Origin of the sequence: Streptomyces sp. NPDC014995 (assembly GCF_043080745.1) — a bacterium.
Lineage (GTDB): Bacteria > Actinomycetota > Actinomycetes > Streptomycetales > Streptomycetaceae > Streptomyces.
Map to the genome: position 1 here is coordinate 150,453 of NZ_JBIBVX010000007.1, position 20,888 is coordinate 171,340.

General features: G+C 69.4%; 12 protein-coding genes. 9 read left to right on the forward strand and 3 right to left on the reverse strand.

Going from position 1 to position 20,888, the window contains the following annotated elements:
- Window positions 1–91: 91 nt before the first annotated feature.
- The 5 genes from ACF1A1_RS16280 (at window position 92) to ACF1A1_RS16300 (ending at window position 9,353) form a co-directional block, all read left to right on the forward strand.
- Complete coding sequence (locus ACF1A1_RS16280; RefSeq protein ID WP_392000386.1) at window positions 92–865, forward strand: ABC transporter ATP-binding protein; 774 nt, start codon at window positions 92–94, stop codon at window positions 863–865.
- Between the two features lie 91 nt (window positions 866–956).
- Window positions 957–3,470: an ABC transporter permease gene (locus ACF1A1_RS16285; RefSeq protein WP_392000388.1), complete on the forward strand. Its 2,514-nt coding sequence runs from the start codon at window positions 957–959 to the stop codon at window positions 3,468–3,470.
- Between the two features lie 1,030 nt (window positions 3,471–4,500).
- Window positions 4,501–6,765: an ATP-binding protein gene (locus ACF1A1_RS16290; RefSeq protein ID WP_392000389.1), complete on the forward strand. Its 2,265-nt coding sequence runs from the start codon at window positions 4,501–4,503 to the stop codon at window positions 6,763–6,765.
- A 269-nt stretch (window positions 6,766–7,034) separates the two neighbouring features.
- A complete protein-coding gene (locus ACF1A1_RS16295; RefSeq protein ID WP_392000391.1) occupies window positions 7,035–8,948 on the forward strand; it encodes a pectinesterase family protein in 1,914 nt (637 codons plus the stop codon).
- Window positions 8,949–9,212: 264 nt separating this feature from the next.
- A complete protein-coding gene (locus tag ACF1A1_RS16300; RefSeq protein ID WP_392000393.1) occupies window positions 9,213–9,353 on the forward strand; it encodes a hypothetical protein in 141 nt (46 codons plus the stop codon).
- 151 nt (window positions 9,354–9,504) lie between these two features.
- On the opposite strand, the gene ACF1A1_RS16305 is transcribed toward ACF1A1_RS16300, so the two are convergent.
- From ACF1A1_RS16305 to ACF1A1_RS16315, 3 genes are all read right to left on the reverse strand, one after another.
- Window positions 9,505–10,623: a LacI family DNA-binding transcriptional regulator gene (locus ACF1A1_RS16305; RefSeq protein WP_392000394.1), complete on the reverse strand. Its 1,119-nt coding sequence runs from the start codon at window positions 10,621–10,623 to the stop codon at window positions 9,505–9,507.
- A gap of 105 nt (window positions 10,624–10,728) precedes the next feature.
- Entirely contained in the window at window positions 10,729–12,693 is a 1,965-nt protein-coding gene (locus ACF1A1_RS16310) for a glycoside hydrolase family 127 protein (protein WP_392000395.1), read from the reverse strand.
- 116 nt (window positions 12,694–12,809) lie between these two features.
- Window positions 12,810–13,823 (reverse strand): hydroxyacid dehydrogenase, encoded by a 1,014-nt coding sequence (locus ACF1A1_RS16315; RefSeq protein WP_392000396.1) that lies wholly within the window; start codon window positions 13,821–13,823, stop codon window positions 12,810–12,812.
- Between the two features lie 376 nt (window positions 13,824–14,199).
- Here ACF1A1_RS16315 and ACF1A1_RS16320 point away from each other — a divergent pair, with 376 nt between their 5' ends.
- From ACF1A1_RS16320 to ACF1A1_RS16335, 4 genes are read left to right on the forward strand one after another with little or no spacing between them, the layout of a single operon-like run.
- Window positions 14,200–15,528 (forward strand): ABC transporter substrate-binding protein, encoded by a 1,329-nt coding sequence (locus ACF1A1_RS16320; protein WP_392000397.1) that lies wholly within the window; start codon window positions 14,200–14,202, stop codon window positions 15,526–15,528.
- Between the two features lie 48 nt (window positions 15,529–15,576).
- Window positions 15,577–16,530: a carbohydrate ABC transporter permease gene (locus ACF1A1_RS16325; RefSeq protein ID WP_392000398.1), complete on the forward strand. Its 954-nt coding sequence runs from the start codon at window positions 15,577–15,579 to the stop codon at window positions 16,528–16,530.
- The gene (locus ACF1A1_RS16330) at window positions 16,527–17,393 is read left to right on the forward strand and encodes a carbohydrate ABC transporter permease (RefSeq protein ID WP_392000400.1); all 867 of its coding nucleotides are present in this window, start codon (window positions 16,527–16,529) and stop codon (window positions 17,391–17,393) included. The genes ACF1A1_RS16325 and ACF1A1_RS16330 overlap by 4 nt, the downstream gene beginning before the upstream one ends.
- A 10-nt stretch (window positions 17,394–17,403) precedes the next feature.
- Entirely contained in the window at window positions 17,404–20,817 is a 3,414-nt protein-coding gene (locus tag ACF1A1_RS16335) for a Tat pathway signal sequence domain protein (RefSeq protein ID WP_392000401.1), read from the forward strand.
- The last annotated feature ends 71 nt before the right edge of the window (window positions 20,818–20,888 follow it).

The window sequence follows — 20,888 nt, forward strand, 5'->3', positions numbered from 1 at the left end:
GTGCGGACCGGACGATGAAGGAGTCCTCAGCCCGGTGTGGGCCGTACGCGCGCACCGGGCTGTCCGTGCCCCCGATCGGAGCAAGACCCTAGTGACCACCTCGCCACCCGCTCCCCGCACTCCTACCCTCGCTGCCCGCGCCACCGAGCTGTCCAAGGTCTACGGGCAGGGCGACACCCAGGTGGTCGCCCTCGACCGGGTCAGTGTCGGCTTCGAGCAGTCCCAGTTCACCGCGATCATGGGGCCCTCCGGGTCGGGCAAGTCCACGCTGATGCACTGCGTGGCCGGGCTGGACGGCTTCTCCTCCGGCTCCGTCCGCGTCGGCGACATCGAGCTGGGAGCCCTGACGGACAGGCAGCTCACCAAACTCCGCCGGGACAAGGTCGGCTTCATCTTCCAGGCGTTCAACCTGCTGCCGACCCTCACCGCGCTCGAGAACATCACGCTCCCGATGGACATCGCCGGCCGGACCCCGGACAAGGAGTGGCTGGACAGCGTCATCCAGATGGTCGGCCTGTCGGGCCGACTCAGCCACCGCCCCGCCCAGCTCTCGGGCGGCCAGCAGCAGCGTGTCGCCGTCGCCCGGGCGCTCGCGTCCAAGCCGGACATCGTCTTCGGGGACGAGCCGACCGGAAACCTGGACTCGCGTGCGGGTGCCGAGGTCCTGGGGTTCCTGCGTGACTCCGTACGGACATTGGGTCAGACCGTCGTCATGGTGACCCATGACCCGGTCGCCGCCTCCTACGCGGACCGGGTCGTCTTCCTCGCGGACGGGCGGATCGTCGACGAGATGTACGAGCCCACTGCGGACGGAGTCCTCGAACTCATGAAGTCCTTCGACGCCCCCAAGTTCCGTACGAGCTGAGCCGAGCTGGACCGCACCGAGTCGTACCGACCGACACGCACCCCCTGATCGACCCCCGTCCTCCCCTCACCTCACCAGGACAGAAATCACCATGTTCCGCACAGCCCTGCGCAATGTCCTCGCGCACAAGGCCAGACTGCTGATGACCGTGCTCGCCGTCATGCTCGGCGTCGCGTTCGTCTCCGGCACCCTGATCTTCAACGACACCCTCAGCAACGGCTACCGCGACCAGCAGGCCAAGAGCTACGCCCACGTGGACGTCGAGGTCCGCTCCTACGACCCCTCCGACAAGCTCCCCGGCCTCAGCGGGAAGGAGCTGGACGAGATCGCCCGGCTCGACGGGGTCGCCGGAGCTGCCGGGCGGGTCACCGGGGCCGCCGGCGTCGCAGACAAGGACGGCGCGCTCATCGGCAGTGGCTCGTCCGGCACGGGCGCCAACTTCGCGCCCGGGAAGGACGGCAAGGACCCGCTCTACCTGTTCACCGACGGCAGCGGGCCCACCGAACCCGGCCAGGTCGCGCTCGACAAGGACACCGCAGAGAAGGGCGGCTACCACGTCGGCGACACCGTGCGCGTCGCCCTCAGGGGTCCGGCGAAGACGTACGAGCTCTCCGGCATCTTCACCACCGACGACACCTCGGTGGCCCTGGGCGACAGCCTGGCACTGTTCGACACGCCGACCGCTCAGCGGCTCTTCCTCCAGCCCGGCTACTACTGGTACGTCACCGTCACCGCCGCCCCGGGCACGTCGAACACCGAACTCGCCGCCACCCTCAGGAAGCTGCTCCCGGACTACACGGACGTCAAGACGGGTCAGCAACTCGCCGACGAGAGGGCCAAGGGAGGCGCGGGCGACGCGTCGACGCTCAGTACGATCCTGCTCGCCTTCGCCGCCGTCGCGCTCTTCGTCAGCGTCTTCCTGATCGCCAACACCTTCACCATGCTCGCCGCCCAGCGCACCCGGGAACTCGCTCTGCTGCGCGCGGTCGGCGCCTCCCGCAGGCAGGTCACCCGGTCCGTACTGATCGAAGCGATGGTGGTCGGCGCCGTCGGCGCCGGCGCCGGGCTCGGACTCGGTGCCGTCATGGCCGCCGTGGCGCGGTCCACGATCGGAGTCTTCGGCGCGAAGAACCCGAACGGGCCGCTGGTCGTCACGTCGACGACCGTCCTGGTCGCGGCTGTCGTCGGGGTCCTGGTCACCATGCTGGCCGCCTGGCTGCCCGCCCGCCGCGCCGCGAAGATCCCGCCCGTCGCGGCGATCGGCAGCGCACACCTGCCCGCCACCACCAGGTCCCTGCTGATACGGAACCTGCTCGGCGGCATCATCACGCTGCTCGGCGCGGCGGTCGTCGTCGCCGGTGCTGGGGCCGGCGGTTCCGAGGGCAGGGCGCTCGTCGGGTTCGGTGCCTTCCTCGCCGTGACAGGTGTCCTCGTGCTGATCCCGTTGCTGTCCCGGCCCGTGATCGCGGTCGTACAGCCGCTGCTGCGGGCCGGCTTCGGGGTCTCCGGCAAGCTCGCCGGCCAGAACGCCGTACGCAGCCCGCGCCGTACCGGCGCCACCGCCTCCGCGCTGGCCATCGGCCTCACGGTGGTCAGCGCCATGACCGTGCTCGCCACCACCCTCGGCCAGTCCACGGACAAGATGACGACGGACATCGTCAAGGCGGACTACATGGTCACGGACAGCGGCGCGGGCCTGGACACCTCGGCGGCCGCCGCACTGCGCAAGGTCCCCGGCGTCACGACGGTGTCGGAGGAACAGCAGTCCTGGATGCAACTCGACGGCGTCCAGGAGGATGTTTCCGCCGTCACCCCGGCGGACTTCGACAAGGCCATCCGCCTCCCGGTTGTCTCAGGCTCGCAGGGCACGCTCGCGAAGGGGCAGGTCGCCGTCGCCGCTGGCGAAGCGCGGGCCCACGGCTGGAAAGTGGGGGACACCCTGCCGGCGGTGTACGGGGACTCCGACAAGAGCCGCAAGCTGACCGTCGGGGCCGTCTTCGAGTCCAACGAAGTCGTCCTGCCGGTCGTCGTCTCCGCGGACGTGATCGATCCGAACGCCACCTCCACGACTCTCTCGAAGGTCTACCTCAAGACGGATGGCAGCACGAACGAGAAGGCCCTCGCCGACGCCCTCGCCGGGCGCCCGGGGATCAAGATCGATGACCGGCAGGCCATCCGCGACGAGCTCAGCGGAGCCTTCGACACCGTGCTGAACGTGCTGTACGCACTGCTGGCGATCTCCCTGGTCATCGCGGTGCTCGGGGTGGTGAACACCCTCGCGATGTCGGTCTTCGAACGGCAGCGGGAGGTCGGCATGCTGCGCGCCGTCGGACTCGACCAGCGGGGCGTGACACAAATGATCCAGCTGGAGTCCGTGGTCATCTCCCTCTTCGGCGCGGCGATCGGCATCGCGGTCGGAGCCTTCCTGGGCTGGGCGATCTGCGAGGTCACCAAGGCGGAGATCCCGGGATACGCGTTCGTGCTGCCGTGGGACCGGTTCGGGCTCTTCCTGCTGCTGGCGGCGCTGGTCGGGCTGCTGGCCGCCATGTGGCCCGCCCGCAGCGCGGCCCGGCTGAACATGCTCACGGCCATCAAGTCCGAGTAGACACGCCGAGCGAGCCTCGGAGCTGAAGGCACACCGTGCGCTGGTGGTCTCCCCGTAGCACCCGACACAACCGTCGGCCATAACGGTTCTGGCCCCACCGCATCCGCGGTGTGCCGGAGGTGGTCCACTAGCGCAAGGCTCCGGGATCCGCGGGCCGAGGACGGTGCTCCGCTGGTTTGGGATCCGGCCACCTCGACGGGACGCTTCGCGGGCTGTCTCGTCCACGCAGACCGCTGTGGGCTGCGAACCGGACCGCGAGGCGCCCGAACCGATCCCGGTCGTTGGGCGACCAGCTCAGAAACCTGGGCGTCTACGACATTCACGTTCTGGATGCCAGCAACACGGACTCGCGGGCGGGCCGACCAGAAGGTGATCACACCCTCGCCGTGCCGGCCCGACGACGCCCTCCAACGAGAGGACGTTCCCGGCCCCGCCCTTGACGGGGTGAGCGTGATGACCGATCTGGAACGGGTGCCGCAGTCCTGCACCCTGCCGATGGCGGAGCGGCCCTTGCGGGTGGCTGAGTGGGATGCCCTGCTCGCGAGTAGCCGACGGAGATGGCCCGGCCCCAGGACCGACCACGGGCGCCAGAGGGATCCCCTCTCCCCGCATCGAGATCATCATTGTGTGGGCCGAAGCGCAGCACCCCGCCTTTCAGGTCACGCTCCAATCCCCGGCCTGGGCGCCGACGGGTCGCACTGCCGGCGCGAGGTCGGCTGCTGGAAGCTACTTCCGAGACCTTCGTCACGGTACTCGTCCGGGGCCGAAAGCCGGCTGGATACTGTTCAGCAGCATAAGTGTGCCCTTGCCCCTTCCGCCGCTCTGCGTGCCGCACGCGAGAGTTGCCCCTGATGACCCCTCTGGTGGCCGTCGCGGGAATGGGCACGGTAGCCGGGACGCCCACTGACAAGGCCGCGCCCCAGCCACCCGCGACGGAGCGTACTGCCCCCCACAGACAGGCCTGCCTGATACTTCCAGCACGGTCGCGAGCCGTTGGAATGCGAGAGGGAACGTGACCACCCACACCAACATGACTCCCCGTGTGTCCGATGCGGGCAATCTCCCCGCGCCCCTGACCACCTTCGTGGGCAGGGGCCGGGACCTCGCCGAGCTCTGCCGCCGTCTCGGAACGACCCGACTGGTGACGCTCACCGGTGCGGGCGGAGTGGGCAAGACACGGTTGGCGCTGGAGGCGGCCGCCGCGTCGGCGGCTGACCTCGCGGACGGGGCTTGGCTGGTGGACCTGGCGGCGGTCCGGGACCCGTCGTCGGTGGCTTACGCCACGGCGACCACGCTGGGGCTGCCGGACGTGGGCACCAGACCGGTCATCGACCAGCTCGCCGCCTTTCTGGCCCACCGCGGTCCGCTGATCGTGCTGGACAACTGCGAGCACCTCGTTCACGCCTGCGCCGAGCTGGCACACGCCCTGCTGTCGGCCTCCCCCGGGCTGCGCATTCTGGCGACCAGCCGCCGGGCGCTGGGAATCTTCGGCGAGCACCTCTTCACCGTCCCTCCGCTGGCATCGGACGACGCGGTGGAACTGCTGCGGGACCGGACCACCGCCATGCGCCCGGAGTTCCGGGTCACCGACGCTAACCGCGCGCAGGTCCGCCGGTTGTGCGAGGACCTGGACGGACTGCCGCTGGCCATCGAACTGGCCGCGACCCGACTGCGGAGCCTCAGTGTCGACGAGGTGGTCAACCGGCTGGAGGACCGCTTCGGGCTGCTCACGAGCGGTAGCCGGGTCGCCCGGCCACACCAGCGAACGCTACGCGCGTTGATGGACTGGAGCCACGAGCTGTGCACCCCGGCCGAGCGGCTGCTGTGGAACCGGCTGTCCATCTTCGCCGGCGACTTCGGCCTGGACGCGGCCGAGGCCATCTGCGCGGGCGACGGCATCGGCGAGAACGAGGTGCTCGATCTCCTTGACCGGCTGGTCGTCCAGTCCATCGTCCTGCCCTGTGAGCGCGACGGCCTGCCGCGCTACCGGCTGCTGGAGACCGTCCGCCAGTACGGGCGGGACCGGCTCGCCGAGTCCGGCGAGGAGGAGCGGATGCTGCGCCGACACCAGGATTTCTACCTGGCCCTCGCCGAGGGCGTCGCCGACGGCTGGTACGGCGCCGGTCGGTTGGAGAGCGTGACCCGGGTGAGTGCCGAACACGCCAATCTGCGCGCGGCGCTGGCCCAAGGCGGCGACCCGCAGGCCACTCTGGCGCTGGCCACCGCGCTGCGCTTCCACTGGTGCGAAGGGGGATTCCTCGGTGAGGGACGCCGCTGGCTCGACCGGGCGCTCGCCGCCGCACCCGAGCCCACATTGGCCCGGGCCAGGGCGCTGTGGCTCGCCGCCTGGATCGCGGCGTTGCAGCGCGATCACGCGGCGGCGTGCCGGTGGCTGGACGAGGCCGCGGAGCTGGGCGAGCGGCTGGACGACCATGTGGTGCATGCCAACGTCCAGGGCCTGCGCGGCACGCTGGCGTTGTTCAGCGGCCGGCTGGCGGAGGCCGTGTCCTTGTTCGAGGAAGCGGTCCCCGCCCTCAGAAGGACGGGGGAGGATATCGGGGCGATCTACGCGTTGATCCAGATGGCCACCGCCCAGTCCCACCTCGGGGATCCACGCACCACACAGACCTGTAGGCAGGCGGTCGCCCTCGCCGAGGCACATGACGAGCGGATGATCCGCGCGCACGCGTGGTGGACGCTGGGTTACGACGCCTGGCGGCGCGGCGACCTGGCGGAGGCCGAGGCCATGACGCGGGCCGCGCTGGAACACGAGCAGGGCTTCAACGACTACGTCAGGGTCGCTCTGATGCTGGAGCAGCTCGCCTGGGTCATCGCCGCCCGCGGCAACCACCAGCAGGCGGCGCGACTGCTGGGTGCCGCGCATGCCCTGCAGCGGGATATCGACACCCCCATCTCGACGTTCGGCCCGCACATGGCCGAGCAGCACACCCGGTGCGAGGAAGAAGTCGTACGGGTCCTGGGGTCGGCGGCGTACGAGCAGGCCCTCGCAGAGGGCAGCGGCCACCGCGGCCCCGACGAGGCCATCGACTACGCCCTGCGCACCGGATCTGAGCCCACCGCCACAGCCCCCGCCCCCAGCCCGCTGACCCCCCGGGAGCAGGAAGTGGCCGCGCTGGTGGCCGAAGGCATGAGCAACCGGCAGATCGCCACCGCGCTCGGACGATCACCGCGCACGGTCCACGGCCACGTCGAGAACATCCTGGCCAAGCTCGGCTTCGGTTCCCGCGCCCGGATCGCGTCCTGGTGGACAGCGAACCAGGCACCCACCCCATAGGACAACCCCGTAGAAATGCCCGGGCCCCGGACCGGGCCCGGGCCCGTACAAGTACCCATGGCCTCGTCGCAGACCCCTCGCTGAGACTCTCGGCATGACGTGCGGCACGGCGCGCTCTCGTGCCCCGCAGGCCTCGGAGCCGTGCTCAACGGTGCACCCCGCCCCCAGCACTCGGCCCGTGCCGACATGCAAGTCATCGTCAAGATCGGCAACCGCCGTGCGCGCTGCAATCCGAATCAATGGGTTGCTCATCACAGAAGGAACTCGTTGTGACCACTGAAACACAGGGTGGACTTCCCCGAAGGTCATTTCTCGCCGCCATGACGGCCGCCGGCGTACTGGCCGGCGGCGGCCTGGGCCTGGTGGTCGGCTCCGCCTCGAGCGCCGTCGCCGCGCCCGGCTCGGACATCACCTGGCACAACAGCTACGAGCGGGAAGAAGCCAAGAAGCGCTACGCCGAGCTGATCAACGCCATCAAGAGACGGGTCTCCTCCCACCAGGTCAGGCCGGACGGGGGCCGTCCCGTCTACGTCACCGACGAGGACGGGACGGGCCAGTACATCACCGTCGACATGTACTCCGAGGGCGACTTGGGCGAGTTCATCCGGGTCTTCATGCGTCGGTCGGACGCCTATGTCATGGGATGGCGGCCCGGTACCGATCACGGTAACGGCAACGTGAGTTGGACGGACTCGGCGGGCAACGCCAGTCGCTACTTCCCGCTGGAGCCCGGACTGTTGCTGCCGGGTGCCACGACCGAGACCACGAACTTCAGGTACCAGAATCTCGCCGGATACGATGCCCTGAGAGGACAGGGCGCGGTCCGCGACAACATGCGGATCAGTCCCAGCAGCCTCAGCGCCGCGGTGATGACCCTCCACGACGGAGCCAACTCCACCGCCGGCTACGTCAGGATCGCGGCGCCGGCGATCCTGCAGGTCATCGTGGCCATCGCCGAAGGTGCTCGGTTCCTGAACCAGGCGGCCGATACCGCCAGGGCGTTCGGCAACGGTGACGCATACACGGTCACCCCCCAACACATAGAGCAGCACAACAACTGGGGCTTGATGAGCTCGTCGCTCCTGACCGCGGTCGTCGCGGGCGCCGCCGTGCTCGCAGCTCCCATCTTTATCGCCGGCGTCGAAATCACCACCGCGGTGGCACTCGCGAGCCTGATCATGATGGCCCACCACTCGGGCAAGGGCACCAAGGGCAGGGGTCTCCTGGAAGGCAGCACGAAGCTGGTCGCGCCCGACGGTACCGGCGACTACTGGACCGTGCAGGCCGCGATCGACGCCGCCCCCGAGTCGGGCGCGAACACCATCTTCATCGACAAGGGCATCTACCACGAGGCCATCAGCGTCCCGAGGGACAAGTCCTGGCTGACGATCCAGGGCGTCACCGGCAACCGCTCGGACGTCATCATCTACAACACCCGGTGCCACGGGATGATCAACCCCGCGACCGGCCTGAAGTACGGCACCCAGGGCAGCGCCGTGGCCACCTTCAGGCCGCCCAACCTGACCGTCAAGGACCTCACGATCAGCAACGGGTTCGACCGCGCGGCCCACCCGGAGATCGATCCGTACGAGACCCAGGCCGTCGCGGTCGCCGCCATGGGTGACCGGCAGGTGTACGACAACGTCGCGATCATGAGCCACCAGGACACCCTGCTCGTCAAGGGGGAGACTCCCACGACCCAGGCCCGACAGTACTTCTACAACTGCTTCGTCCGGGGCGACGTGGACTTCGTCTTCGGCAACGCCACCGCGGTGATCGACCGGTCCACCCTTCAGATGCTCGACTGGCCCGGCGGCACGGTCGTGGCGCCGAACACCGACTACAGGAAGAAGTACGGGATCCTCATCACCCACAGCAACCTGACTGCCAACGGCCTGATAAGGACGAAGTACCTCGGCCGGCCCTGGCACAACACGGCGGAGGCATGGCCTCAGGCGTTGGTCCGGGACAGCACGATCGCCGGCCAGTTCAACGACACTCAGCCCTGGACCAACATGATGCCCGACTATTCTTGGCAGTCGGCCCGGTTCAGGGAGTACAACAACTCCGGCCTCGGAGCCGGCCAGGGCGCGAACGCACCGAAGTTGACCGCCGCCGAGGCCGCCGACTACACCGCCCAGAAGTACCTGGCCGGAACCGACGGATGGAATCCGGTCCGTTGACCATGACCTTGATGCGTGCTCTGGCTCAAGGACGTCACCTCCTCGGCTCGGCCGATCCGTTTTGAGGTTGTGCGGTCGGCTCGGGGCGCGGTGACGACGTTGCCGTCGTTCGGTTTCCCCGAGCCGCCGACCCGAACCGGACGTGCGTGTCTGAACGCATCTGGCTCTCCACGTGACTTGTCCAGTGGTCAGCCGTTATCGGCTGCCGATTCGATGGTCCACGGAGTCGGGATCCGAGCTCCGCGGTATCGGTACCGTTCGAACATGACGCTGGATGCGCCGAGGAACATTGTGCCGCCGTCGGCGAACCCCCATCCCTGGTCACAGAATCCCTTCAACTGGCTGCTGGGCATGCTGTGCGGCGGGCCCGGCCGCCGTGGCCGGGGCGACCAGCGACATCACTGAATCAGTGCCATCTCCGTCTTCGTGACTGATTGAAGAGCAACCTTCGGGTGGAGCGTGCGTCGACCGAAGCCCCTGCCGCGCACGGCAGGATCTGTGGAGTTGTTCCCGCCGGCCAGGGTTCGCGACCGAACCACGATGAGCCTCACCGGCCTTACGGACGCGGGCGGCGTACGGACTGACGGATCACCAGTTGCGTACTCAGGACGACATGGTCGTCGCCGCTGATGCGTTCGCTGCGTTCCAGGGCGAGCCGGACCGCGGTTCGGCCGAGATCCTCGTACGGCACCCGGACCGATGTGAGCGGCGGGGTGAGGTCCGCGGCGAAGGGGACGTCGTCGAAGCCCACCAGGGAGATGTCCCGGGGGACGTTGAGCCCGGCGTCGCGGAGCGCGGCCAACGCGCCGAGGGCCACCATGTCCGTCCCCGCGAGGACGCCCGTGAAGTCGACCCCCGCCTTCAGTGCGTCCCTCGTGCGCTGGTAGCCGGAGACGCGGGTGTACGGACCGGGGACGTCCAGCTCTTCCGCGTACTCCACGCCGTGCGCGCGCAGGGCGTGGAGGTAGCCCTCCCTCCGTTGCACCCCCGTACTGAGCTGTGGGTCGCCGCCCAGGAAGAGGACGCGCCGGTGGCCCTGGACGAACAGATGGTCTGCGGCCTGGAAGGCGCCTCCGCGGTTGTCGTAGTCCACGACGGTGACCGGGTGATCCCCGGGCAGGGGCGGGCGGCCGACCAGGACCAGACGTGACCCGGCGGCGTCCAGGGCGCGCGCGTACTCGGTCATGCGCTGGAAGTAGACCTCGTCCTGCACCGCCCCGCCGACGAGGACCACCGCGGCAGCGTGCTGCTCGCGCATCAACTGCACCAGGTCGTCCTCGCGGGCAGTGTCTCCGTGAGTGGCGCAGACCAGGCTCAGCCGGCCCCGCAGGGCCGCCTCCTGCTCGACCCCGGCGGCGACATGGGCCAGCGACGGCCCGGTGATGTCCCGCAGGACCAGCGCGACGGGACCGGCCACCCGCCCGGAGAGGGCTTTGGCGTGGACGTTCACCACATAGTGCAGCGACTCCACGGCAGCCATGATGCGCTCCCGGGTGGCGTCCGAGACGGGATAGTTGCCGGCCAGTGCCCGGGAAACGGTTGCTACCGACACCCCCGCCCGTTCGGCGACATCGCGAATCGTGCTGGGGCGCTCTTCACCTGCCTGGTTCTTGCGTCGACGCCTGGAAGCGGGAGAGGCGGGCGTTGCGGGAGAACCGTTTCCATTCGCTGTCACACCTTGACGTTACTGCACTGCGCACCCTCGCGGACACTGGATGGGGTGACTGGTTCACGAATCTCAGTAATCGATTACTGTCGGGCCTGCTGACCGCGCCGACAGCTACCCGCGGGCGGCCAGCGGCAGCCAGACCCGCATGGCGCCCGTCTCGCGGTTGGCCCAGGCGTAGTACGGCACTGCCGTCAGCTCGACGCTCTCCTGGGGTTCGCCGGAGGCCGCCGAGGCGTACGGCAGGTAGGGCCAGTCGCCGGACGGATCGTCGGTGGGGAGCCGGTTCCCCGCGACACTCACTGTTCGTACCCCGCCGAGCAGTTCGGGGCGGCTGTGCACGGTCAACGGCACGTCCGGTGCCACAGTGATCGAATCCGGGTCCAGCCGGCCCGGCTGGTCGGTCTGCTCGAGGCAGTAGACCAGCGGACCGCGTTCGATGGCGGCGCAGCCACGGACCGCGTCGACGCGTGAGGAAGGGACGGTGAGCCGGGCCGGCATCGCGAGGTCGAGGCGGACGGTGTCGCCGGGGGTGAACGCGCGGGTGATGCGCAGCCAGCCGGAGTCGGTCCCGTCTTCGACGGTGGTGCCGTTCACGGTCAGGGTGTGGTCGACGCACCACGCCGGCAGGCGTAGGGAGAGCGTGCGCGGCAGGGCGGTGGGAGCGTCGTCGACGGTGACGGTCACCGTGCCCTCCCACGGATACTCCGTCGTCACCCGCACGGTGAGGCTGCCACCGCCGTAGACACCGGTGGCGTACTGGTGCAGCTGCAGACCGCTGTCGTCGGCCGTGGCCACGTAGTGGGGGAGGCCGGCGAGCAGGCGCATGACGTTGGGCGGGCAGCATGCGCACCGGAACCAGGGGGTGCGGTGGGCGGTCTGGTCGCCGGGACGTTCGTGTGAACGGGCCCGTCGATGAAGCGGGTTGACATACAGCCAGGTGCGGCCGTCGAGACCGGCGCCGGCGAGGAAGCCGTTGAACAGGGTGCGCTCGACGAGGTCGGAGTAGCGGGCCTCGCCGGTGAGCAGGACCATGCGCCAGGAGAAGTGGACGGAGGCGATGGCGGCGCAGGTCTCGGCGTAGGCGCGGTCGGCCGGCAGTTCGTGGGCGTCGCCGAAGGCCTCCCAGTCGTGCCGGGAGCCGACGGCGCCGGTGAGGTAGGTCTTGGTCGTGACCATGTCCCGCCACAGCCGCTCCAGCGCCGTGCGGAGTTCCGTGTCGCCGGTCTCCGCGGCCAGGTCGGCGGCTCCGGCGAGGAGGTAGAGCTGGCGTACGGCGTGGCCGGTGACCTCGTCCGCCGCGCGGACCGGCGTGTGGTCCTGCCAGTACTCGGGCCCCGGGTCGCGGTCGTGGCCCCGGTCGGCGCCGGAGGAGAGGGTGCCGTGGCCGCGGCGTTCCAGGAAGTAGCGGGCGAGGTCCAGGTACCGCTTCTCGTCGGTCGTCCGGTGGAGTTCGACGAGGGCGGTCTCCACCTCGGGATGGCCGCAGACGGTGTCCACCTGCTTGCCAGGGCCGAAGACGGAGTCGATGTGGTCCGCGAGCCGGCGGGCCGCGGCGAGCAGCCGGTCGGAACCGGTGGCCCGGTGGTGCGCCACGGCGGCCTGGATCAGATGTCCCGCGCAGTACAGCTCGTGTCCCCAGCCCGGCTCGGTCCAGGGAATGCCGCCGCCGAGCTGGTAGTACGTCTGGAGGTAGCCGTCCTCGCGCTGGGCGGCGGCGATCAGCTCGACGATGGCTTCGACCTCGGTGGCGAGTGTCTCGTCGGGAGTGTCCGCGAGCTGCCAGCAGGCGGCTTCCAGCCACTTGTAGACGTCGGAGTCCTGGAACTGGAAGTCGCCGGAGAAGCCGGTGCCGGACGGGGTGTCCGCGCCGTCGGTGCGCAGGGCCGCGGCGGCACGGAAGTTGGCCAGGTTGCCGGCCTGCTCCAGCCGCCCCGGGCCCTCGGCGAGGGAGGTCCGGGCGTTGACCCGGCGACGTTCGGCCCAGAAGCCGCCCTCGATGCGGGCCGCGGAGGCGGGACGCAGGGGTGAGACGGCACGTGGGGAGGGGAGAACCGGTCCGGCCTGGGTGGTGTTCAAGGGTGTCTCCGAGGGAAGAGGGACGGGCTGGGGTGGGGTGGGGTGCGACGGGATCGGCGTTGCGGGAGCCCGGCGGGCGGGCGGCGTCCTCGGCCGTCGGGTGGGCGTCGAAGTCCTCAGGCGCTGATCGCCAGTTCGGCCCGGTGGACCGGGTGGGCAGGCGGCAGCCCCGTCGTCAGGCGTTCCAGTTCCGTCACCACCGTGCCGCCGAGGCGGGCCAGTTCGTTGCCGAGGGAGCCGGCGATGTGCGGCGTGAGGAACACGTTCGGAAGGCGGTAGAGCGGGGAGTCCGCGGGCAGCGGCTCGGGGTCGGTGACGTCCAGGATCGCGCTGAGCCGGCCGTTCACCAGTTCCTCGGTGAGCGCGGTGTGGTCGACGAGGGCGCCCCGTGAGGTGTTGATGAGGACGCCGCCGTCGGGGATGAGCGCCAGCCGCTCGCGGCTGAGCATGTGTTGGGTCTGCGGGGTGTCGGGGGCGTGCACGCTGACGATGTCACTGGTGCGCAGCAACTCGTCGAGGCCCAGCGGGACCGCGCCCAGCTCCGCGGCCTCGGCGGCGTCGACGTAGGGGTCGTGGAGGCTCACCGACAGCTCGAAGGGCCGCAGCAGTTCCAGGACCCGGCGGCCCACCCGGGAGGCGCCGATCAGACCGACCCGGCGGCCCAGGTTGCCGACCGTCGCGTACTCCGTCGCAGCGGGGTAGACGTGCTCGGCCCGGAAGCGTTCGCGGAGTGCGAAGGCGTCCTTGCCGGCCAGCAGGATCGCGGCGAGCGTGTACTCGGCCACGGGCAGGGCGTTGGCCCGCACCGCGCTGGAGAGGGTGAGACCGCGCTCCCAGAACGGCTCACCCACGAGGTGGCGGACGCTGCCGCCGGCGTGCAGGACGGCGCGCAGTCGCGGCGCCGCCGCCAGTACCTCCGCGCCGAGGTGCGGGCAGCCCCAGCCGGTGACCAGTACCTCGGCGCGGCCCAGGGCCTCGGCCGTGGCGGGATCGGAGAAGTCCTGGGCGACGAGCGTGGGGTCGACCCGCGCCAGTTGCTGGAGGCGGGTCAGCAGCGGAGGCGGGAAGAGTTCGGGCAGATGTACCGGATTCATGGCGAAGAGGGCGAACGGCGGCACTGACGTATGCATGCTGCTCCTGGGGAGGGGTGCCGGGATCGGCTGGCGACTAGCCTGAGCGTCACAGTAAACGTATTCTACGCTAGAAGCCCCAGAGAGCCCGGTCAATGACCAGCTCTGCGACACGGGTACGTCACAGAGAGTCCACCCACCTGTCCCGAGATGGCGCGAACGTCCATGGTCAGGCGCATCGACACGTAACGTTCTGGAAAGTCGAGCGAAACAATCCGGCGCCTCCTCTTGTGGATCTGGCTCCCTCGGTCGTACCGTCCACGACAACAAACGATTACTGCCTCGCCGCGCAGTACCCGTTCTCTCCCCTCGCGTCGCCCTGACCGCGCCGTTCCCCCACGTGCAGGCGCCGTCCCGTTCCTTTCGTGGAGGACCGATGTCCAAGTCCCGTTTCCGCCCTAGAAGCCTGGTCCCGGTGGCCGCCGCCGCTTCTCTCACCCTGCTGCTGAGCGCCTGCTCGGACGACGCCGGCTCCGAAGCCTCGTCGACCACGAAGGGCAAGGTCACACTGGAGTTCTGGAGCTGGACGGACGGCATCGAGGCGCAGACCGAGGTGTGGAACAAGGAGCACCCCGAGACGCAGATCAAGTTCGTCAACGCCGCCGGTGACACCGCCTACCAGAAGCTGCGGGCCGCGGTGAACGCGGGCACCGCGCCCTGTCTGTCCAAGATGGACGGGATGAATTTGGCGAACTTCGCCGCCGACGGGCTACTGACCGACATCAGCGAGGTCGCGGCCAAGTACAAGGGCGCGTACACGGTCGCCGCGTGGAACGCGGTCAGCCCCGGCGGCACCACCTTCGGCATTCCGATGGGGTCGGCGCCGCTGTTCACCGCCTACCGCGCGGACCTGTTCCAGAAGTACGGGATCGACGCCCCGAAGACCTGGGACGACCTGATCGCCGCCGGCAAGAAGGTCCAGGAGAAGGACAAGAACGTCAAGATCTACAACATGGCGGGCGAGGACCCGAGCACGCTCGTCGACCTGTCCTGGGAGGCCGGCGCCCAGTGGTACAAGGTGGACGGCGACCACTGGGTCGTGAACTTCACCTCACCCGAGGCGCTCAAGGCCGGTGACATCGTCCAGCAGCTCGTCGACAGCGACCTCGCCTCCAACGCGTCGTACGCCGACCCGGGCGTCTTCAAGACCTGGGATCTCGGCAAGACCGTCGCGATGACCACCTCGACCTGGCAGCTGCCGATCTACGACACCAACTTCCCCAAGTCCAAGGGCAAGTGGCAGCTCGCCGACTCACCGGCCTTCGACATCGCCAAGCCGCAGACCTCCAGCAACTTCGACACCACCGGCGTCCTCAAGGGCTGCAAGTACCCCGACCGCGCCGCCGAGTTCGCCGCCTGGCTGAGCAGCAGCAAGGAGTCACTGACGGCGCTCACCGACCCGGCCTCCAAGTCGGGCCTGTTCCCCGCGGTCAAGGACGTCTCGCCGTACGTCGACAAGATCATCCCGACCGGGATGTTCAACGGGAAGTCGGACAGCGCGCAGGTGATCACCACGGCGGCCTCGCGGGTCGGCGAGCAGTGGCAGTACGGCCCGAACTACGCGGCGATGTACTCCGAGATGCAGAAGCAGTGGGGCAAGGTCATGAAGAAGCAGCTGACGGTCAAGGACATGCTGACCTCGCTGCAGAAGTGGACCGTGGACGACCTCAACCGCAAGGGCATCAAGGCCGTCGCCGGCAGCTGACCTCCCCTGTAGGCCCCGCCTCTGTAGGCCCCACCTCTGGAGACTCCCGTGTCCACCCTGACGCGACCGCCGAAGGTCGCCACCGATTCCTCGGTCCGGCGGTCCTCCCCCCGCCGGGCCGGGAGCCGGGGAGCCCACAAGGGACTGCTGTTCACACTGCCCTTCCTGCTGGGCTTCCTGGCCACGTACGTCGTACCGATCGGCTACGCCTTCAGCCAGAGCCTGCGGGAGAAGAAGAGCAGCGGTCTGGGCTTCGGCCCGACCCGGGTCGTCTTCACCGGCTTCTCCAACTTCGCCTCCATCCTCGATGACGGCGACTTCTGGTCGAGCATGCTGCGGACCCTGCTGTTCGGTGCGGCGCAGATCACGGTGATGCTGGGCCTCGCGCTGTTGCTCGCCCTGCTCCTGGACGGGGTGGCCGCCCGCGCGGTGCGGTTCTTCCGCGCGGCGCTGCTCATCCCGTACGTGGTGCCCGCCGTGGTGTCCACCGTGATCTGGCTGTTCCTCTACAGCCCGACGGGCTCTCCGCTGCTCGACCTCGCGCACGGCGCCGGCACGGACATCACCTTCTTCGGCGGCCTCAACACCTACCTCTCCCTGGGCAATCTGCTGACCTGGCAGGGGATCGGGTTCAACATGATCCTGATCTCCGCCTCGCTGCAGGCGCTGCCCCGCGAGCTGTACGAGGCGGCCAGGCTGGACGGGGCCCGGGAATGGCGGATCGCCTGGTCGGTCAAGATTCCCAACATCACCGGGATCCTGGTGCTGACCGGCATGTTCTCCCTCATCGGGCGGCTGCAGCTGTTCGCCGAACCGCTCCTGCTGCGGCAGATCGCGCCGGAGTCGATCAACACCGACTTCACTCCGATGATGGAGATCTACGACAAGGCGTTCAAGACCGGTGACTACCAGTACGCCGCCGCCGAGTCCCTGGTCCTGGCCGTGGTCACCGGCATTCTCGCCTTCGTCTTCTACCGGGTCACGAACAGGAAGATGTCATGAACGCTGTCGCATCCGGGGGCGGCGTGCGCCCCACCCGCCGCACGGTGGCGCTCACCACCGGCCTGCTGGTCCTCTTCCTGATCTACTCACTCGCCCCGACGTGGTTCCTGATCGTCTCCGCGACCAAGAACCAGACGGACCTGTACTCCACCTTCGGGCTGTGGTTCTCCTCCAACCACCTGGCGGACAACCTCCAGGAGATCTGGACCTACCACGACGGGGTGTTCACCCGCTGGATCGGCAACTCGATCCTCTACTCCACACTCGGCGCGGCCGGTTCCACCCTGGTCTCGCTCGCCGCCGGGTACGGGCTGTCGCGGTTCGACTTCCGGGGCCGGGGCGCGTTCTTCGCGGTCATCGTCGGTGCCTCGCTGCTGCCGAGCACCCTGCTGGCCTTCCCGCTCTATCTCGTCTTCGCCGAGGTCGGGCTGACCAACACCATCTGGTCCGTACTCATCCCGTACTTCATCAATCCGTTCGGGGTCTACCTGGGCAAGGTGTACGCGGACAGCTCCATCCCCACCGAACTGATGGAAGCGGCCCGTCTCGACGGCGCCGGGGAGCTGCGGATCTTCTGGTCGGTCGCGCTGCGGCTGATGCGGACCGGCGGCATCACCATCTTCATGCTCGAGTTCATCAACATCTGGAACAACTTCTTCCTGCCCCTGTTCATGCTCACCGGTGAGCGCACGTTCCCTGTGAGCCTCGGGCTGTACTCCTGGCTCCAGCAGGCGCAGACCGCCCGCGACATGAACACCCTCGTCCTCACCGGGTCCCTGTTGTCCATCGTTCCGCTCGCGGTCTTCATGTTCGCGCTCCAGAAGTACTGGCGCAGCGGAATCCTCATGGGCAGCCTCAAGTAAAGGATCAGCCGTGCCCAACGCACCCAGAAGACGTGATGTCCTCAAGTACGCTGGCACGACCGGCGTCGCCGCGGCCGGCCTCGGCCTGCTGAACTCCCCGTCCGCCGCCGCGGCCCCGGCCCTGGACGCCGCCTTCGAGCCGGCCGTCTGCAAGCCCCTGGACATCGTCGTCTTCGGCAACGAGAGCTCCGAGTCGGCGCACGGTCTCACCGCCACGCTCTCCGACACGGTCACCGGAGGCCTCGGCCAGAAGGCCCGTGTCCTCAACCCCACCGAGCCGGCCACGTACTGGGGCGGCACGCTCGAGTTCGACGTAGTCGTCAGCCCGACCGACACCACCTACGTCACCGTTCGCCTGTGGGGCGACGACTACGACCCCACCTCGCAGCAGGCGGGTTCCGGCACGAACATGTGGCGGCTGCAGCTGTTCTGCGACGGCAAGCAGATCGGCTACCAGGACGAGGGAGCCGTCGACAGCCTCGACATCCTGGACACCGCGCCGCGTACCCCGGGCCGGTTCTTCTTCCACACCCTGCCGCTTCCGGAGCGGCTCACCCGGGGCAGGAAGAAGGTGAAGCTGGAGATCCGCTCGATGGGCCGCATCTGGTCCTACGGCCAGAACGTCGACCAGCTGTACTACAAGATGACCACGCCGTCGCGGGGCATCTACCGCCTTTACACCCACACCGAGCCGTACTTCGTCCCGCCCAAGGGCGAGGTGCAGGGCCCCGCGCCGGTGCCGAAGGCCCGTACCGTCGAAGGCCCCGAGACCCTGGAGGCGGTGCGTCAACGCGTCGCCAAGGACCAGAAGCACTACCTGACCGGCGCCAACCCCGCCGGCATGGACGCCTTCGCCTTCCAGTCGCTCGCCGAGGGCTACCTCTGGTCCGGCAGCCCCGCGTACCACAGCCCGGCGGCGCTGGACCGCGTCCTGCGCGCGCTCGACGGCCGGTACATGGCGTGGAAGAACGACGCGACCGTGATGACCGGCTCCGACCAGCAGTGGCAGGGCTTCGGCCGGGTCGGGCTGGTGCTGGCGCTGCTCTGGGAGCACCTGGGCGACCGCCTGGACGAGAAGGTGACCGGCTCGCCGTACGAGATCTCCAACCCCGGTTTCGAGGAGGGCGGCGACACTCCCATGGGCTGGGAGGTGCCGGGCTGGGGGAAGACCGCCGACGCCTCCTGGTCCCGGGACACCACCGCCTCCCGGTCGGGCTCCGCCTCGCTCAAGGTGACGGCGAGCGCGGCGAACGGCTTCATCACCGTGTACAACTCGCCCAAGACCCGCGTGGGCAAGGGGAAGTACACCTACGGCGCCTGGATCCGGACCGACGGCGTCACCGGCACGGGCGCCCACATCGACCCGCTGTTCTTCGACGCGAACGGCAAGCTCGTCGGCGGCGACCACCGGCAGTACGCCACCACCGGCACCCACGGCTGGGAGTACGTCTCCATCGACCTGGAGACGCCTGCCGGCGCCACCCAGATGGAGATGCACCTGCGCCTGTCCGGCCCCGGCACGGCCTGGTTCGACTCCGTCGACCTGATCAAGCCCACCGAGCTGCGCAACCCCGGCTTCGAGCAGGGCGCCGCCACTCCCTCCGGCTGGGAGGTGCCGGGCTGGGGGAAGACCGCCGACGCCTCCTGGTCCCGGGACACCACCGTCAACCGGTCCGGATCCGCGTCGCTGAAGCTGGCGGCCACCGCGGCGAACGGTTTCGTCACGGCGTACAACACGGCGAAGCTCCAGGTCGGCAAGGGGAAGTACACCTACGGCGCCTGGATCCGGACCGACGGCGTCACCGGCACGGGCGCCCACATCGACGCGCTGTTCTTCGACGCGAGCGGCAAGCTCGTCGGCGGCGACCACCGGCAGTACGCCACCACGGGCACCCATGGCTGGGAGCAGGTCTCCATCGACCTGGAGACGCCTGCCGGCGCCACCCAGGTGGAGTTCCATCTCCGGCTGAGCGGCCCGGGCACCGCCTGGTTCGACGACCTGACCGTCACCCCGCCCGCGGACACCGGCACCCCCGAGCAGCCGGTGCGGCGCGCCGCGTACATCGACATGCTGAAGTCGAGCCGGGACTACTGGCGTCAGCACTTCCCGCACTACACCAACCAGTCGCAGATCTGCGCCATCGGCATCTACCAGGCCAACCGCGGCCTCGGCCTGCTCGCCCCGGAGCTCGCCCTGCCGGAGGAGAAGGCCCGCGACTACATGTACCAGTCGCTCGGCATGAAGCCCTACCTCGGCAAGGAGGACGAGGACGGCAACCCCACCAAGCCGCTCGGCGAGAGCTACCACCAGGTCAGCCGGGCCGGTCTGACCCGCGAACTGGGGTACGTGGGCAGCTACGGCGAGGTCCACGACTGGCTGATCATGATGTACGAGTCGGTCACGCGCGGATACCGGGGCAAGGAGGCGCCGGAGCTGCGCGAGCAGATGGTGAAGATCATCAAGGCCCGGGGGCGGTTCCGGGTGGTCGACGTCGACGAGACGGGCGCCCGCGTGTCCCGCATCGAGACGGTCGTCGGCTGGCGCAACGAGGTCTACCCCGGTGAGGTCGCCTACGCCTCCCGCACGGCCTGGGACTCGCACCCGCTGATGTCGGCGGTGGTGTTCAAGGACCCGGACATCGTCGGCTGGACCCAGGAGATGGTCGACGACGGGCAGTTCTACCGGCAGCTCGATCTGCTCGTCCACCACACCTGGACCCGCGTCGGCCTCGCCGCGCTGCGCCTGGTCTCCCGCGACTGGGACGCCTTCCAGGCGCTCCCGGCCCGCCCGGGGCGCATCCCCACCGCCTGGGACCGGCCCGACTTCGTCTTCACCGACGAGGAGAACGGCGTCCTGGCCGTGAAGAACGGCACGGAACTCCTCTTCGCCTCCCTGTACTGGCGCGCCCGGCAGGGCGTCAACGACTACGCCCGCATCCACCACCTCACCCCCACCGACCAGCGCTCCGCGACGATCCGCCAGCGCTCGGCCGGCGCCACCGACGACACGTACACGGTCAACGACTGGATCCTGTGGGACTACGCGATCAACGACCCCGGGGCCGGGCACATCCCGCCCGGCGGCTTTCCTCCGCCCGGCGACACCCTGCACCAGTCGCTGGCCGGTGACGTCCACCACCTGGCCCCGGTCCCCGCGGACGTCCCGGACCCGGCGCTCGGTGTCCACTTCGAGGGCGTGGAGACCATGCTCGTCGGACGCGCGCCGTTCTATCTGTGCGAGTACGGCGACTACCTGATCGCCATGAACACCAGCACCGACCGGACGTACACCCTGCCCGCCCGCCAGGACTTCGGCCCCGCCCGCGACCTCGCCACCGGCGAGAACATCGGCGCCGGACAGCGTCCCAAGGTCGGCCCGCGCAGCACGCTCGTGCTGTACCGGGGCCGGCGCGCGGCCGGCTGACCGCCCCGGGGGAGCCGGGCCGACGCCCGGCTCCCCCCCCATCTGCCACCCCCCTAACACTCAACGTCGAG

Coding starts and splice junctions, on each gene's coding strand:
- ACF1A1_RS16285 (WP_392000388.1), top strand. CDS start 957: ATGTTCCGCACAGCCCTGCGCAATGTCCTCGCGCACAAGGCCAGACTG.
- ACF1A1_RS16320 (WP_392000397.1), top strand. CDS start 14,200: ATGTCCAAGTCCCGTTTCCGCCCTAGAAGCCTGGTCCCGGTGGCCGCC.
- ACF1A1_RS16315 (WP_392000396.1), bottom strand. CDS start 13,823: ATGCATACGTCAGTGCCGCCGTTCGCCCTCTTCGCCATGAATCCGGTA.
- ACF1A1_RS16290 (WP_392000389.1), top strand. CDS start 4,501: ATGACTCCCCGTGTGTCCGATGCGGGCAATCTCCCCGCGCCCCTGACC.
- ACF1A1_RS16330 (WP_392000400.1), top strand. CDS start 16,527: ATGAACGCTGTCGCATCCGGGGGCGGCGTGCGCCCCACCCGCCGCACG.
- ACF1A1_RS16300 (WP_392000393.1), top strand. CDS start 9,213: ATGACGCTGGATGCGCCGAGGAACATTGTGCCGCCGTCGGCGAACCCC.